Genomic DNA, 16,065 nt, shown 5'->3' on the forward strand with positions numbered 1-16,065 from the left:
GCATCATCCCTTGAGCGTCTGTTCCAGCACGTGCAGCTCGTGGTTCAGCTGCGCGTCCTTGCTCCGCTCGTCGGCGATCTTGCGCACGGCGTGCAGCACCGTGGTGTGGTCGCGTCCGCCGAACAGCTCGCCGATCTCCGGCAGGCTCTTCTGCGTCAGCTCCTTGGCCAGGTACATGGCGATCTGGCGCGGCCGGGCGATATTGGCGGGCCGCTTCTTCGAATACATGTCCGCGACCTTGATGTTGTAGAAGTCGGCACAGGTCTTCTGGATGTTCTCCACCGAGATCTGGCGGTTCTGCACGGTCAGCAGGTCCTTCAGCGCCTCACGCGTGACATCGATCGTGATGTCCTTGCCGTGGAAGTTGCTGAACGCCAGGATCTTGCGCAGCGCGCCTTCCAGCTCGCGCACGTTGGAGCGCAGGTGCTTGGCGACGAAGAACGCCACTTCCTCGGGCACGCTCACGTTCTCGGCGGCGGCCTTCTTCATCAGGATGGCCACGCGCATTTCGAGCTCGGGCGGCTCGATGGCCACGGTCAGCCCCGAGTCGAAGCGCGAGATCAGCCGGTCGTCAATGCCGGTGATTTCCTTCGGATACGTGTCGCTGGTGATGATCACCTGTGCGCGGTTGGCGATCAGGGCCTCGAACGCGTAGAAGAACTCTTCCTGCGTGCGGTTCTTGCCCGAGAAGAACTGAATATCGTCGATCAGCAGCAGGTCCAGCGAGTGGTAATACCGCTTGAACTCGTCGAACGCCTTGCGCTGGTACGCCTTCACCACATCGGACACGTACTGTTCCGCGTGGATGTAGCGGATCCGCGCGCGCGGGTTCTCCATCAGCATGAAATTGCCGATCGCATGGATCAAGTGGGTCTTGCCCAGGCCCACGCCGCCATAGAGATAGAGCGGGTTGTACGACTTGCCCGGGTTGTTGGCCACCTGGATCGCGGCGGCGCGCGCCAGCTGGTTGGCCTTGCCGGTGACGAAGTTGTCGAACGTCAGGATCGGGTTCAGGCGCGAGCGCTCGTGCACCGTGTCGCTGGGCTGGGCGCCGCCCATCGGCTGCGGCTGGCCCGGGTGGGACTGGTGCTGCGGGTGCTGTTGATGTTGTTGATGCTGCGGGTGCTGCTGGCCATGCTGCGGATGCTGGGGCTGCACGCGGTACGAACGCGCGCTGGCTTCGGACGGGTCCATCTGGGCCACGTCGATGTCAGCCATGTCCGCGCCGTGGCCGCCGGCATTGCCCTGCAGCGGATGGCCGGTGTGCGGCGCCTGCGGCCGCGCCGGGTAACCGCCTTGCGGGTTCAGGGCGGCCATGCCGGGATAGCCGCTCGGTGCGCCGGGGTTCTGATAGTCGGGATAGCCTGCCGCCTGCGGCGCATGGGAAGCGCCGTGTTGCGCACCCGGATAGCCGTTGCCGGGCGCGCCCATCGGCGTACCCATTGCAGCGTGCGCGCCGGCGTTGTCGCCCATCTGGGCCGTGGCCTGCTGGGTATAGGCGGCCGCGCGCCCCGAGGCAGCGGGGTCAAGGACGAAGTGAACGCTAACCTGCGCTTCCCAGTACTCGCAGGCGAGGGCCGTGATGCGGCCCGAGAATTGGCTCTTGACCCAGTCGAGCTTGAAGCGGTTGGGCGCGGCAATCCGCAGCGCATGCGCCTCCTCGTCGAAGGCGACGGGCGCCAACGGCTTGATCCAGGTCTTGAACTGTTGCGGCGTCAGTTCGCGCTCGAGTTGCGCGGCTGCCGCCTGCCAGAAATCTTGCATGTGTTCTTGTTAAGTGATCGCGCCAGCCCGCAGCGCGTCACGAGTATCGGGGTGCCCGCCAATCCGTCCGGCTTCCCGCCACGCGGCCCCTCGGGGGCCAGCACGACGCGGCAATGCCACCCCATCGGCGTGCGGCAAGCATCGCCCGATCAAGCGGTATACCAAGGCAGGAAGTCCGGGTTGTGCGTGCGCCACGCGGCCCGTGTAGTGTTTGGACCGGGATTGTACCCCCCGCCTCAAGTTATCCACAAAGGATAACCCTGTGGACAAGTTGTGAAAATTCAGTGGATTGCTGTGCACAACCTATAAAGGACTGCGGCCCGGGAAGGGGCCTGGGCGGCTGATAATCCATCGGAAACAAAGAGTTGGACATCTTTGCTACTGCATATAGGTGACCCCGGATACCCACAGGCTTACCCACCGGGCTTTGTGGACAATGGGGCACCGCCGCATGCGCCTGCCATTGTGGCGGCGTCGGCGGCACTGGCCATCGGTTGCCTTGACAGTTCGCGCGAATATCGGTTAAATGGCGGGTTCTGCGATGCGGCAGGGGATCACGTATGCGCATCGCCGGGTCTGGCCCGTACCGCCACGTGTAAACATGTGCGGCATCAGGCAAGCGGCCTGATCCCCCGCCAGCGCCTCGGCCTCCGGCCAGGCCAGCGGCGGCCGGCAGCAAGACAGAACCAGAATCGTCGGCAGACCGCAGCAAACCCGATCGGAATTGCGGCGGCCCCATGCGAACCATACGCGGCGGCCAAGGCGCCCCGGCATCGGCCGGCGCCCGGAAAGCCCGGATCAACCAGAGAGTGCAACATGAAACGTACCTACCAACCTTCCGTTACCCGCCGCAAGCGTACCCATGGTTTCCGCGTGCGCATGAAGACCCGTGGCGGCCGCGCCGTCATCAACGCTCGCCGCGCCAAGGGCCGCAAGCGCCTGGCCATCTGAGCGCCGGGCGACCGGCCCGGACGGCAGAGCGCCGCGATGGCCCGCCATCGCACCGCGCACTGACCGTCCCCGCCACCGCCTCGCACTCAGGTCAGCCAGGGGCAGCCGCCGCAAGCCCAGCGATCCCGCTAGCTTTGCACAGCGTGTCTACCCATGCCTTTCCCAAAGCCGCGAGGCTCACAAAGACGGATGAATTTTCATCCGTTTTTGCTTTGCGGCCACGGCGTCGCAGCGCACACTTCGTGCTGTACGTGCGAGCCAACGGCCAGGCGCAGGCCCGGCTGGGCATCGTCGTCGGCAAGAAGTTCGCGCCGCGCGCCGCCGAGCGCAACCTCGTGAAGCGTATGGCGCGGGAACTGTTCCGGGGCCAGCAAGCCCAACTCGCGGGCCGCGACATCCTGTTGCGGCTGCAGGCCAAGTTTCCGCGCGCGGACTTCGCCAGCCGGACGGCCGTCCGGCGGGCGTGCCTTGCGGAGATTGCCGGCCTGCTCGAGGTGGCGGCCAGGCCCTTGCCCACCGCCCCGCCCGCCGTCGATACGGCCGGCCCGGCGGCGCCTGCCACGCCCAACGCGCCTGCCTGATATCCACCATGAAGCGAATCCTGCTTGCCCTGCTGCGCATCTACAAGATCGCATTGAGTCCATACCTGGGCTCGCGGTGCCGCTTCCTGCCCACCTGCTCCGAGTACGCCCGTGACGCCATCGTGCTGCACGGGCCGGCCCGGGGCAGCTGGATGGCCGCGTGCAGGCTCTGCCGCTGCCATCCTTTCACGCAGGGCGGGTATGATCCCGTGCCCGACCCCACGAAACACGGGAATGCCGCCGCGGCGACTCCTGCCTCCGCCGCGCCAGGCCGCCCGCCTGTCACGGTCCGGCTCCCGAGACCCTGATTTCCTCCGACCATAGCGAGACATGGATATCAAACGCACCATCCTGTGGGTCATCTTCTCGATGTCCCTCGTGCTGCTCTACGACAACTGGCAGCGCGCCAACGGCCACGCGTCGATGTTCTTCCCGAGCGCCAACACGCAGCAGGCCGCCCCGGCCGGCGGCGCGAGCGGCGCCGCGGCGCAGGGCGACGTGCCCAAGGCGAACGCATCGGCCACCCCGGGTGCCTCGGCGCCGGGCACGGTGCCGGCTGCCCCGCAGGCCGCCGCCCAGCCCACGGGCGAGAAGGTGGTGGTCACCACCGACGACCTGCGTGCCGAGATCGACACGGCCGGCGGCATCCTGTCCCGCCTGGAGATGCTCAAGCACCACGAGAAGGACGGCAAGCCGGTCGTGCTGTTCGAACGTGATGCCAACCGCACCTACATGGCGCGTTCGGGCCTGATCGGCGGCGACCTGCCCAACCACACCACGGTGTTCACGGTTGCGCCGGGTCCGCGTACGCTGGACGGCAAGGACAAGCTCGAAGTGGTGCTGACCGCCGAGAAGAACGGCGTGAAGTTCGTGAAGACTTACATCTTCCACAAGGGCAGCTATGTGGTGGATGCGCGCTTCGACGTGACCAACGCCGGCACGGCGCCTGTCTCGCCGACGCTGTACCTGGAACTGGCGCGCGACGGCAGCAAGGTCGAGCAGTCGCAGTTCTACAGCACCTTCACTGGCCCGGCCATCTACACCGATGCCGACAAGTATCACAAGCTGAGCTTCGAGGACATCGCCAAGGGCAAGGCCACCGTGCCGGCTGCCACCACCAACGGCTGGGTGGCGATGGTGCAGCATTACTTTGCCTCCGCCTGGATTCCGCAGGCCGGCAAGCAGCACAGCTTCTACGCCGAGCAGATCGATCCGAACCTGTACCGCGTGGGCATCCAGCAGCCGCTGGGCCAGATCGCGCCGGGCGCTTCGGTGACCACCGATGCCCGCCTGTTCGCCGGTCCGCAGGAAGAGCGCATGCTCGAGCAGATCACGCCGGGCCTGGAGCTGGTGAAGGACTACGGCTGGCTGACCATCCTCGCCAAGCCGCTGTTCTGGCTGCTCGAGAAGCTGCATGGCGTGCTGGCCAACTGGGGCTGGTCGATCATCGCGCTGACGGTGCTGATCAAGCTGGTGTTCTTCCCGCTGTCCGCGGCGAGCTACAAGTCCATGGGCAAGATGAAGGACCTGCAGCCGCGCATGACCGCCATCCGCGAGCGCCACAAGGGCGATCCGCAGAAGATGAACCAGGAAATGATGGCGCTGTACAAGACCGAGAAGGTCAATCCGCTGGGCGGCTGCCTGCCCATCGTGATCCAGATCCCGGTGTTCATCGCGCTGTACTGGGTGCTGCTCTCGTCCGTGGAAATGCGCGGCGCGCCGTGGCTGGGCTGGATCCACGACCTGTCGGTGCCGGATCCGTTCTACATCCTGCCGGTGGTGATGGCCGTGTCGATGTTCGTGCAGACCAAGCTGAACCCGACCCCGCCGGACCCCGTGCAGGCCAAGGTCATGATGATCATGCCGCTGGTGTTCTCGTTCATGTTCTTCTTCTTCCCGGCCGGCCTGGTGCTGTACTGGGTAGTGAACAACATCCTGTCGATCGCCCAGCAATGGCAGATCAACCGGATGCTCGGCAAGGGCAAGGCGGCGGCGGTGGCCAAGGGCTGATCGCGCTGACATTCGCCTGAGACGAATCTGAAAGTAAGCCCGGCCTCGCGCCGGGCTTCTTTTTTGGTGCGCCGGCGGCGTATGCTTGTGCCCTGATCCAGCCACGACGAAGAGGACGCGAGATGACATGGTCGGCCAGCCAGTACGTACAGTTCGAGGATGAACGCACGCGCCCGGTGCGTGACCTCGTGCAGGCGATTCCCACCCGTGAGGCGCGGCGCGTGGTCGACATCGGCTGCGGGCCGGGCAATTCGACCGAGGTGCTCGCGGCGCGCTATGCCGATGCCCAGGTCACCGGCCTGGACAGCGATGCCGACATGGTGACGGCCGCGCGCAAGCGCCTGCCGGACATCGACTTCGCCCTCGCCGACGCCACCACCTGGACCGACGCCGGCCCCTATGACGTGATCCTCGCCAACGCGGTGTTCCAGTGGGTGCCCGACCACGCCACGCTATTCCCGTCGCTGGTGAGCAAGCTCGCGCCCGGCGGCAGCCTGGCCGTGCAGATGCCGGACAACCTCGACGAACCGCCGCACCTGCTGATGCGCGAGACGGCCATGAACGGGCCGTGGTCGCCCAAGCTCACGGCGGCGGCCCAGGCGCGCACGCCGCTGGCGTCCGAGCGCTGGTATTACGAACTGCTCAAGCCGCATTGCTCGCGTGTGGATATCTGGCGCACCATCTACCAGCATCCGCTCAAGGGCGGCCCCGCCGCCGTGGTGGAGTGGTTCAAGGGCAGCGGCCTGCGGCCGTTCCTGGCGCCGCTGGACGCCGCCGAGCAGGCCGAATACCTGCGCCAGTACGAAGCCGCGCTGGCCAGGGTCTTCCCGGCGATGGCCGACGGCACGGTGCTGCTGCCGTTCCCGCGCGTGTTCATCGTCGCCACGCGCTAGCATTGCTCCCCCGAGCGCCCTTGTGCGGCGCAGCGGTCACAACGCCTGCAGCAACGCGTGCGCTGTCGCCTACACTGCAATGACCTGTCATTGTCGTGGAGGTCAGAGGTTGCCAATGCCTGCCGCTCCCGCCCTGCACCGGAACATGCGTCCGGCCCAGGCCTTCGTGGATCTGGCCACCCAGGGCCTCAGCGCCGTGGAGGATGGGCTGGAACTGGTCTTGCACCGCGATCAGGCGGAGGACGTCCACGCGCTGCGCGTGGCCTTGCGACACCTGCGCGCCGTCGCCTGGGCTTTCGGGCCGATCCAGCCCGCGCGCGTCAAGGCACGCTGGAAGCAGGCGCTGCGCGATGTGGCGGACGCCGCCAGCGACGTACGCGACTGGGACGTGTTCGTCACCGAGACGCTGGCCCCGGCACTGGCCGACCAGCCCGGCGATCCCGTGCTGGTGGCGCTGATCGAGACCGTGCAGGCACGCCGGGCGACCGCGCGGGAAGCCATGGTTACACGATTGTCACGGTATCGGCAGGCGCCGTTGCCTACACTCCACCGAGACCTGCTGCACCTTGCCGGGCGCAAGTCGCGCGGCAAGCTGGGCGCGTTCGCCCGCAAGCGCATCCGCAAGGCGCGCAACCGGGTGCGCGCCCTCACCCGCACGGCGCGCGACGGCCGAACCGACCACGTACACAAGCTCCGCATCGGCAACAAGCGGTTGCGCTATGCCATCGAGGCGCTGTCCGATGTCCTGCCGAAGCGCTATCGCAAGCGGCTGCGCAAGCAACTCGAGGCGCGGCAGGGGGAGTTGGGCGCCGTGATCGACGCCTCGGTGGCGCGCCGGCTGATGGCGGAATGCCTCGGGGTATCGACGGCCGACTCGATAACCGAAGCGACTGCCAACCCCACCCCGCCCTGACCGCAGGCATGCGCCGCGCCCATCCCGTTCTGCGACAATAGTGCCCATGACTGCTCCCCAGCTTCCTATCGCCGCCATCGCTACCGCACCGGGCCGGGGCGGCATTGGCGTCGTGCGCGTCTCCGGCCCCGATGTGGGCACCGTGATGCGCGCGGTCTGCGGCCAGACGCTCAAGCCGCGCCATGCCACTTACCTGCCCTTCCTCGATGCGCGCGGCGGCGTGATCGACCACGGCCTCGCGCTGTACTTCCCTGCGCCGAACTCGTACACCGGCGAAGAGGTGCTCGAGCTGCAGGGCCACGGCGGTCCGGTGGTCATGCAGATGCTGCTGTCGCGCTGCCTGGAATCCGGGCGCGAGATCGGCCTGCGCGTGGCCGAGCCCGGCGAGTTCACCCGGCGCGCCTTCCTGAACGACAAGCTCGACCTTGCCCAGGCCGAAGCGGTGGCCGACCTCATCGAGGCCAGCACCGAAGCCGCGGCGCGCTCCGCCGCACGCTCCATGGAAGGCGAATTCTCGAAGGCCATCCACGCGCTGGTCGAAAAGGTCATCCACCTGCGCATGCTGGTGGAGGCCACGCTGGACTTCCCCGAGGAGGAGATCGATTTCCTGGAAGCCTCCGACGCGCGCGGCCAGCTGGCCCGCATCCGCAGCGACCTCGCGGGCGTGCTGAAGCAGGCGCGCCAGGGCGCGCTGCTGCGCGAGGGGCTGTCGGTGGTGCTCGCCGGGCAGCCGAACGTCGGCAAGTCGTCGCTGCTCAACGCACTGGCCGGCGCCGAGCTGGCCATCGTCACGCCGATTGCCGGCACCACGCGCGACCGCGTGCGCGAGACGATCCAGATCGACGGCATTCCGCTCCACATCATCGACACCGCCGGCCTGCGCGAGGATGCCGCCGACGAGGTTGAGCGCATCGGCATCGAGCGCACCTGGGAGGCCATCGGGCGCGCCGACATCGTGCTGCATCTGGTGGATGCGCCCGACTACATCGAGCATGGCCTGTCCGAGGTTGACGATCACATCGACGACCAGCTCAGCGGCCGCCTGCCGCCGGGCGCGCCCATCGTGCGCGTGGTGAACAAGATCGACATGGCGCCCGCCGCCGGCGAGATGATGTTCGGCGGCAACCGCCCGCACGTGGTGGCCGCCAACGGGCCGAATCCGACCGAGATCTGGATTTCGGCGCGCACGGGCGCGGGCATCGACCTCATGCGCCGCGAGCTGCTGCGGCTGATCGGCTGGCAGTCCGGCAGCGAAGGCACCTTCCTCGCGCGCGAGCGGCACCTCACCGCGCTGCGCAGCGCCCAGTCCCACCTCGACGTGGCCACGGAGCGCGCGCAGCAGCAGGCCCAGGCGCTCGACCTGTTCGCCGAGGAACTGCGGCTGGCGCAGGACCACCTCAACAGCATCACCGGCGAGTTCACGAGCGACGACCTGCTGGGGACCATCTTCACGCGGTTTTGTATCGGGAAGTAGGCCCTGCCCGGCCCGCACATCCCTGAACCGGAGTTACACATGCCCCGCGTCTCCAAGGCGGAAGCCGAACGGCACCGCGCCACTATCGAGCAGGTCTCCTCGCGGCTGTTTCGCGAGCAGGGGTTTCATGGCATCAGCGTGGCGGACCTCATGGGTGCGGCCGGGCTGACGCATGGCGGGTTCTATGGCCATTTCGCGTCAAAGGACGCGCTGGCGGCCATCGCCTGCACGCGGGCGTTCGAGGAATCGGGCGCGCGCTGGCGCAAGCGGGTGGAGGAATCCCCCGACAAGGCCACGGCCCTCGCCGCGCTGATCGACAACTACCTGTCGGCGCGCAACCGCAACGCCGCCGGCACCGGCTGCGCGGCGGCGGCGCTGGCCAATGACGTCGCCCGCGAAGGCGAGGAGAAGCCCGTGCGCGCGGCCTTTGTCGACGGTATCCGGGACCTGCTCGAGATCCTCGAGGGCGTGCAGCCGGGCGATGACCCGGCGGCGCGGCGCGCGGCGGCCATCGCGCAGATGTCGACGATGGTCGGCGCGCTCGTGCTGTCGCGTGCCACGCTGGGTACCGGGCTGTCCAACGAGGTGCTGGCGGCGGCCAAGGCGCAGCTGCTGGCGCAGGTTGGAGACGCCGATGGGGTGTCGCGCGGGCCGACGGGGTAAACTGCCGCTTTTCCTCCTCAGCCCCCCTCCAAGATGTCCCGTCTCCGGCAAACCCTTCTCATCATCGTCTTCGTGGCGATCATTGGCATCCTGTGGTTTGTCGGCAATGACACCGGCGAGATCGTGCCGACCGGGCCCGCTCCCACCGACACAGCCGAAGTGGCGCCGGCCAGCGTGCCGCGCGGCATTCCGCACGATGGCACGCTCGATCCGATCAGCATCGACGAGAACCGTCCCGCCGACCGGCTGCCCGAGTACGCGGCGGCCGCCCTGCTCGACGACTACCGCGACAACGCCGGGGCGGCCGACGACCGCTATCGGGGCAAATACTTCATCGTGGAAGGCGTGGCCAGCGGCATTCGCCGCGAAGGGGCGGAAGTGTTCCTGGAGATCCGCACCGATGCGCCGGGCCAGGTGGTTCGCGCCGTGCTGCTGCCGGAACAGATCTGCGGCCCGGCCGGGCGCCGGTGCGAGGTGGAAGCGCGCGCCACCATGGTCCGGCGCGGCCAGAAGGTGGCCGTGGAATGCACCGGCGCCGGGCTGGCCGAGGGCGGCACCCCGCTGCTGAACGAGTGCCTGGTACGTGGCGGCGCCAACTAAGTCCCCAACGAAGAAGCGGCTCCCGGGCCGCCTGGCCGCCCGACAGCACGGCTGGGCCGATTTTCCCCCTCTGTTCCCCGCATTGACCGCCGCGCCGCACGCCTACAGTACGCAGGCATGCTGCCGGCACTGCGCCCCTCGCTTGTTGTTGTGAGCCCGGGCGGCCGGCGCCCTCGCCGACGCGATCCAGGACACACCATGAAGAGAGCAACCCTTGCCGCCGCGCTGGCCCTGCTGGCCACCGGCTGTTCCACCTACCAGGCCGTCACCCCGGTCGACCGGCCGGTCATGAACGACCCCATCGCCGGCTACCAGTCCGGTGCCTTTGGCGGCCCGGCGGAATTCCGCGTCGATGGCAACCAGGTGATCGGCGCCGATGGCGCGCTGTTCTGCATCATCACCAACCAGGTGAACGGCAATGCCTATGTGGAAGACTTCGCGGCCTCGCTGCGCGCGCGCAACTTCGAGGTGAAGATGCTGCCGCCGTACGCGTCGATCGCCTCGTGCCCGATGACGGCCACCTACACGGCCCAGCGCCAGACCTACCTGACGCCGTTCCTGACCTCGGCGGACATCACCATCTACCGCAACGGCGAGCGCGTGGGCAAGGCGCTGTTCAACGCCAACCGCAGCGCGGGCGGCGTGAACCTGAGCCACCTGATCCCCCCGGCGTCCAAGATCGAGGAACTGGTCGACCAGCTCTTCCCCGGCCTGAAGCCCCAGCCGCAGCCGGCCCAGGCGGCTCCCGCCCCGGCACCGGCGCCGGCGCCCGAGGCAGCCCCGGCACCGGCACCCGCCGCCTGACCGTCCCCGGTCAGGCCAGCGTCCAGCCCAGCCATCAAGCCAGCGTCCAGCCCAGCCATCAAGCCAGCCGGAACACCTCCACCGCCTGGCGCAGCTCCTGCGCCTGGTGATGCAGGCTCTCGGCGGCGGCGGCGGCCTCTTCCACCAGCGCGGCGTTCTGCTGCGTGGTGGTGTCCATCTCCGCCACGGCGCCGCTGACCTGCGCCAGCCCCTGCGCCTGCTCGCGGGAGGCCACGCTGATGTCGCTCATCAGCGCCGCCATGCCTTCCACGCGCCGCACCATGTCGTCGATGGCGGAGCCGGCCTGCTGCACGGCCTCGTTGCCGGACTTCAGGTCCGTCACGGTCCGCTCGATCAGTCCCTTGATTTCGCCTGCCGCGTTGGCGCTGCGCTGCGCCAGGCTGCGCACCTCGCCGGCCACCACGGCAAAGCCGCGCCCGTGCTCGCCCGCCCGGGCCGCTTCCACGGCGGCGTTCAGCGCCAGGATATTGGTCTGGAAGGCGATGCCGTCGATCATGCCGATGATGTCCACCACCTGCTGCGCGTTGCGGTGGATCTCGGCCATCGTATCCACCACCTTGCCCACCGTCATCCCGCCCGCGCGGGCCGCCTCGGCGGCGCTGGCCACAGCGGCGTTGGCGTCGTGCGCGTTGTCGGCGTTCTGCTTCACGGTGGCGGAGAGCTGTTCGATGCTGGCCACGGTGCGCTCCAGGCTGCCCGCCTGCGAGGCCGTGCGCGACGACAGGTCCGCGTTGCCGCTGGCGATCTGGCTCGTGCTGCCGGCGATGGCCGCCACGCTGCCGCGCACCTTGTCCACGATGCCGGTCAGCCCCTGCCCCACGCCGTCGATGGCGCGCATCAGCTGGCCGATCTCGTCATTGCGCGGGCTGTCCAGGCGGGCGGTCAGGTCACCCTCGGCCAGCCGGGAAGCCGCGCCGGCCGCGTGCGTCAGCGGCTGGCTGACCATGCGGCGCAGCAGCCACCAGAACGCAGCGGACACCGCCAGCGCCACCAGCAGGCCGGCGGCCAGGAAGCGGTTACGGCTCGCCACCAGTTCGCCGCGCAGGGAATCCATCGGCACCGTGCCGGCGATCACCCACTGCCACTCGGGGTAGGTCGCGAACGCGGTCAGGCGCTCGGCGGTGGCACCATTGCCGTCATTGCCCATGGCCACCGTGTGCACCATCGAGCCTTCCTTGGCGGCGATCATGTCGCGCACCCAGGGCTTGCCGTCCGCATCCTTGGCGTCGATCCGCACCGAGCCCTCGCCGCCAGCGCGGTCCACCAGCGCCTTGCCCTGGTCCGCGCCCGGCCGGGCATCGAACACCATGAAGTGGCCGTCGCTGCCGATGGCCTTGCGGCGGATGCGGTTCTTCAGCATCGCCAGTTCGGCCTCGACGTTCACGCCCACGTACAGCGCGCCGACGATTTTGCCGCCAGCGTCGCGCACCGGTTCGTACTTGCTCATATAGGGCTTGCCGAACAGCCAGGTCAGCGCGCGGTAGGACTTGCCCGCCGCCACGGCCGTGTAGGCGGCGCCGGCGCGGTCCAGCAGCGTGCCGATGGCGCGTTGGCCGTCCTGCTTCTTGAGCGAGGTGGTCACGCGGATGTAGTCGTCGCCGGTGCGCGCGAACACCGTCGCCACCACGCCGCCGGTGGTGGCGAGGAAGCGGTCGGGTACGTCGAAGCTGTTATTGAGCACGAGGTCGCCGCTGCGGAACGTCGGCGTGGCCTTGCCGGCCACTTCCACGGTCTGCGCCGGGTCCACGCTGTACGGGCCGGGCAGCACGGCCGCGAAGCTCAGCATGAAGCGGTCGGCTTCCTGGAGGATGGTGTCGTCGAGCTGGCCGACCAGTTCGCTGAGGGTCTGGCTTTCGGCATAGATGGCCTCGCGGGCCTGGTCCTCGAGCTGGCGCATGCTGCTCAGGGACAGCGCCAGCGCATAGGCGCCGAACGCGACGATCTGGACGACCAGCACCACCAGCGCGATGCGGGTGCCGATGCTCCAGCTGCCGGCCAGCGCGCGCGCGCGGCCGGCCGACGCGGGTCGGGAGAGTGAGAGAGAAGTCAAAGGGGGCGCTCCGTGGCTATTCCACGCACCTTTATGGCGCGCGGGCAACGCCCGCTCTGACGGCAGGTCGTCACAGCGTCAATAACGGATCGCGCACCCCCCGGCTTGAATGGACTGAACGCTTACTCTAATAGGTCACACTACGATGCAACGGGTTGCATAGGCTCGATGTGGACCTCTCTGCTCAAACGTCCAGTCGGCCAAGTCGTACAACGGTCACACCCGGCCGAAGCTGGCGCAGCGACGGCATTACCAGCACGCAATGATCGTACGGCGTGGTCACCGGCTCGCCATCGCGCCAGCCGATCACGGTGCCGGCACGGTCGAAGGTTTCCAGCCCGGTGTATGGGCCGGCGAAGCGGAAGTCCATGCTGGCCGCCACCACGGGCTCGGTCACGCGCACCACGCGCTGCGCTGCCGGCAGCGGGCGCAGCCAGCCGGCCGGCAGGTCCGCTTCCTCGACAATGCCCGCGTGCAGCAGGAAGCGCGCCGTGCAGTCGCGCGCCACATCCACGGCGGCGGCTTCCCAGTGCTGGCCGCACTCCACCAGCAGCGCGTCGCGCGCGCTGGCCGGGTCGCCGAAATCGGCGTAGTCGCGCATGCGGCGGCCCTCGGGGTGGCCTTCATCGACGATGATGTCCGCCGGGGCGCCAAGCGCCTTCGCCAGCGCGATGCCCTTGTCGAGCGGACCCGAGACGATCAGCGGCCGGCTTTTCTCGTGCATCGAGTGCAGGTCGAGCAGCAGGTCCACGGTGTCGATCACGGGGCGCATGGCGCGGGCGCGTCGCAATTCGCTGGAATCGCGCGTGGTGTCGTCGAGCACGGCGGCGGTCCAGACGCGGTTGAAGTCCTGGTCGACGAAGCGCGAGGCATCGGGCCGGGCGGCGTCGAAGGTGGCGTAGGCGTCCACATTGGCGAACGCCAGCGTCAGGCGCCCCCGGCGCGGACGCAGGCCGTGGTCGAGCAGGCCGGCCACGGCGATGGCGCCGCAGACCTCGTTGCCGTGCGTCAGCGCGTTGACCATCACATGCGGCCCCGGCAGGCCGGAATCGAAGGTGTGGACGTAGGCGATGCCGGTGTTGCCGGCGGCGTAGGGACGGATATCGGGAAAGCTGACCTCCACCGGATAGGCGGCGAAGGCGGGAGGCGTCTGCGTCATGGCAATAGTCTGATTTTTCGCGCGTTATTCGCGGATATCGGCGGTCTGCACGATGGTGCGGTAGCGGGCCGTCTCGCGCTTGATGAAGGTGCCGAACTGGGCCGGATTGGCCGGCGCCACTTCCACGCCGGCTTCGGCCAGCTTCTTGCGGACGTCCGGCTGGGCCAGCACGGCCTGCATCTCGGTGTTCAGGCGGTCCACCACCGGGCGCGGTGTGGCGGCGGGCGCCATCAGACCGAACCAGACGCCCATGTCCACGCCCTTGAGCGACGGCGTCTCGGCCAGCGCCGGCACATTCGGCGCCACGCTGGCGCGCTTGCCCTCGGTCACCCCATAGGCGCGCACGCGGCCGGCCTGGATATGGGGCAGCGCCGACGACAGCACCATCACGGCGAGGTCGATCTGGCCGCCCAGCAGGTCCGTGGCCATTGCGGAGGCGCCCTTGTACGGCACGTGCGTGATGTTGACCTTGCCCTGCTGCTTGATCAGCTCGCCCGCCAGGTTCAGCGGCGTGCCCACGCCCGAGGAAGCGTAAGACAGCTTGCCCGGCTGCGACCTGGCCAGCGCCATCAGCTCGCCCGCGTCCTTGGCCGGCAGTTGCAGCTTGCCGACCAGCACCATCGGCTGCGTGCCGACGAAGGTGATCGGCGCGAGGTCGCGCTCGCCGTCATAGCGCACGGCCGCGTTGGTCAGGCGGGCGATGGAGACCTCGCTGCCCGAGCCCAGCAGCAGCGTGTAGCCGTCCGCCTCCGCCTTGACCACCTTCGACGCGCCGATCGTGCCGCCGGCGCCGCCGAGGTTCTCGATCACCACGCTCTGGCCGAGCCGCTTGCCCAGCTCCGGCGCCACGGTGCGCGCGACCAGATCGACGCTGCCCCCGGCGGTGTAGCCCACCACCAGCGTGATGGGCTTGGTGGGATAGGCACCCGCCGCATGGGCGACAGTGGTGGCCAGGGCACAACAGCTCAGGGAGGCGGCAGCGGCCGCGCGCAGCAGGGTCTTCATGGTGATTTCTCTTCCGGCAGGTGTGGGTGTTGTCCGGCGATGGTAGTGAGCGCCAGGCGCGCCGGCATGCGGCTTTGGCAATGCGGGTTGCCATTTCGGCAATGGGCCGGAATGGTGCAGGGAAGCGCACAAATGTGGGTCAAAAATCGGCCGGATTCGGTCCCGATTCTGCGCCCGAATCGGCGGCTAGTACGCGTCCTAATCCGCGCGCTGCGAGGCTGCCCGCCAGAACGCCTCCGCCAGCGCGCGCATCGGCGCCCGGGGCCGGTAGAGACGGATGTCGAGGGCCAGGTCGGAGGCGTCGCCGCCGTCCAGATCGGCCCGCACCAGACGGCCCGTGTGGAGATCGTCGGCAATCAGCCGGGCAGGCAGCCAGGCCAGTCCCATCGACTGGCGCACCATCTCATGCACCGATTCGGCGAAATCGCTCACGGCGATCACATCGAGCCGCGCAGCCAGCTTCCGGCGGGCGATTTCCTGGTTGACCATGCGGCCCATGGTCAGCGTCTCGGCGTAGGCGATCATCGGCACGGGCGCGGGGCGCGTGGCGGTCTTGGTCCGATGCAGGCGATAGGCCGGGCCGCCGCGCGCGTCGGCGGCGGCCACGCAGACCAGCCGCTCCACGCCCACCGGGTGGAAGGTGTAGCGCGCGTCGTCCAGCATCACCGGCAGGTCGTGCGGGCTGTAGCAGAGCAGGAAATCGACGTCGCCTTCGGTGAACAGCGCCAGCGCATCGTGCGTAGCATGGGTGGAGATGCGCGTGCGGAAGCCGGCGCCGGCGGGGTCGTCGCGCAGCGCGTGGCGCAAGCCGGCCAGCCACGCCGGCACCATCGAGCGGGCCAGCGTCTTGCCGGTGGCGATGGTCAGCGTGCTGGCATCGGCGCGATGCGCGGCCCGCAGCGACAGGCGCGCTTCGTCGAGCGTGCGCAGCGCGGCTTCGGCGGCTTCGAGGAACTGGCGGCCCTCGGCGGTCAGCCGCACGGGAAACGCGCTGCGGTCGATCAGCGGCGCGCCGGCCCAGACCTCCAGCGCCTGCATGCGCCGGCCAAACGCCGGCGGCGTGACATTGCGCAACTCGGCCGCGCGCGCCAGGCTGCCGGCCTGCGCCAGGCAGACGAAGTCTTCGAGCCAACGGATGTGCATGGGGGGCGGCGGGCGGGGCAGGCGATGGCGCATT

15 protein-coding genes are annotated in these 16,065 nt (G+C 68.8%); 10 read left to right on the top strand and 5 right to left on the bottom strand.

Features of this window, described 5'->3' with window-relative positions:
* Nucleotides 1–3 precede the first annotated feature (3 nt).
* Nucleotides 4–1,764 (bottom strand): chromosomal replication initiator protein DnaA, encoded by a 1,761-nt coding sequence (gene dnaA / locus KHO18_RS16105; protein WP_144202813.1) that lies wholly within the window; start codon nt 1,762–1,764, stop codon nt 4–6.
* An 816-nt stretch (nt 1,765–2,580) separates the two neighbouring features.
* On the opposite strand from dnaA, the gene rpmH reads away from it, so the two are divergent.
* The 10 genes from rpmH (at nt 2,581) to KHO18_RS16155 (ending at nt 10,653) form a co-directional block, all read left to right on the top strand.
* Complete coding sequence (gene rpmH / locus KHO18_RS16110) at nt 2,581–2,715, top strand: 50S ribosomal protein L34 (protein ID WP_008650850.1); 135 nt, start codon at nt 2,581–2,583, stop codon at nt 2,713–2,715.
* A 143-nt stretch (nt 2,716–2,858) separates the two neighbouring features.
* Nucleotides 2,859–3,296, top strand: coding sequence for a ribonuclease P protein component (rnpA, locus tag KHO18_RS16115; protein WP_144202816.1), 438 nt, complete (start codon nt 2,859–2,861; stop codon nt 3,294–3,296).
* Between the two features lie 8 nt (nt 3,297–3,304).
* Nucleotides 3,305–3,604, top strand: coding sequence for a membrane protein insertion efficiency factor YidD (gene yidD / locus KHO18_RS16120; RefSeq protein ID WP_092291108.1), 300 nt, complete (start codon nt 3,305–3,307; stop codon nt 3,602–3,604).
* Nucleotides 3,605–3,626: 22 nt separating this feature from the next.
* Nucleotides 3,627–5,306, top strand: a complete 1,680-nt coding sequence (gene yidC, locus KHO18_RS16125; protein ID WP_144202820.1) for a membrane protein insertase YidC — start codon at nt 3,627–3,629, stop codon at nt 5,304–5,306.
* Nucleotides 5,307–5,428: 122 nt separating this feature from the next.
* A complete protein-coding gene (gene tam, locus KHO18_RS16130) occupies nt 5,429–6,199 on the top strand; it encodes a trans-aconitate 2-methyltransferase (protein WP_211943544.1) in 771 nt (256 codons plus the stop codon).
* Between the two features lie 115 nt (nt 6,200–6,314).
* Nucleotides 6,315–7,112 (top strand): CHAD domain-containing protein, encoded by a 798-nt coding sequence (locus tag KHO18_RS16135; protein WP_211943545.1) that lies wholly within the window; start codon nt 6,315–6,317, stop codon nt 7,110–7,112.
* A gap of 46 nt (nt 7,113–7,158) precedes the next feature.
* Nucleotides 7,159–8,586, top strand: coding sequence for a tRNA uridine-5-carboxymethylaminomethyl(34) synthesis GTPase MnmE (gene mnmE, locus KHO18_RS16140; RefSeq protein WP_144202829.1), 1,428 nt, complete (start codon nt 7,159–7,161; stop codon nt 8,584–8,586).
* Between the two features lie 39 nt (nt 8,587–8,625).
* Entirely contained in the window at nt 8,626–9,249 is a 624-nt protein-coding gene (locus KHO18_RS16145; protein WP_144202832.1) for a TetR/AcrR family transcriptional regulator, read from the top strand.
* Between the two features lie 33 nt (nt 9,250–9,282).
* On the top strand, nt 9,283–9,849 hold the full coding sequence (locus KHO18_RS16150; protein ID WP_144202835.1) for an OB-fold putative lipoprotein: 567 nt from the start codon (nt 9,283–9,285) through the stop codon (nt 9,847–9,849).
* 198 nt (nt 9,850–10,047) lie between these two features.
* The gene (locus tag KHO18_RS16155) at nt 10,048–10,653 is read left to right on the top strand and encodes an Sbal_3080 family lipoprotein (protein WP_144202839.1); all 606 of its coding nucleotides are present in this window, start codon (nt 10,048–10,050) and stop codon (nt 10,651–10,653) included.
* 58 nt (nt 10,654–10,711) lie between these two features.
* On the opposite strand, the gene KHO18_RS16160 is transcribed toward KHO18_RS16155, so the two are convergent.
* The 4 genes from KHO18_RS16160 to KHO18_RS16175 form a co-directional block, all read right to left on the bottom strand.
* Nucleotides 10,712–12,724: a methyl-accepting chemotaxis protein gene (locus KHO18_RS16160; RefSeq protein ID WP_244844846.1), complete on the bottom strand. Its 2,013-nt coding sequence runs from the start codon at nt 12,722–12,724 to the stop codon at nt 10,712–10,714.
* Nucleotides 12,725–12,908: 184 nt separating this feature from the next.
* Complete coding sequence (locus tag KHO18_RS16165; RefSeq protein WP_211943546.1) at nt 12,909–13,883, bottom strand: M14 family metallopeptidase; 975 nt, start codon at nt 13,881–13,883, stop codon at nt 12,909–12,911.
* A gap of 24 nt (nt 13,884–13,907) precedes the next feature.
* The gene (locus tag KHO18_RS16170; RefSeq protein ID WP_144202844.1) at nt 13,908–14,888 is read right to left on the bottom strand and encodes a Bug family tripartite tricarboxylate transporter substrate binding protein; all 981 of its coding nucleotides are present in this window, start codon (nt 14,886–14,888) and stop codon (nt 13,908–13,910) included.
* A gap of 198 nt (nt 14,889–15,086) precedes the next feature.
* Complete coding sequence (locus tag KHO18_RS16175; protein WP_144202847.1) at nt 15,087–16,031, bottom strand: LysR family transcriptional regulator; 945 nt, start codon at nt 16,029–16,031, stop codon at nt 15,087–15,089.
* Nucleotides 16,032–16,065: the final 34 nt, after the last annotated feature.

The sequence above is a fragment of the Cupriavidus campinensis genome, assembly GCF_905397395.1.
GTDB classification, from domain to species: Bacteria; Pseudomonadota; Gammaproteobacteria; order Burkholderiales; family Burkholderiaceae; genus Cupriavidus; species Cupriavidus campinensis.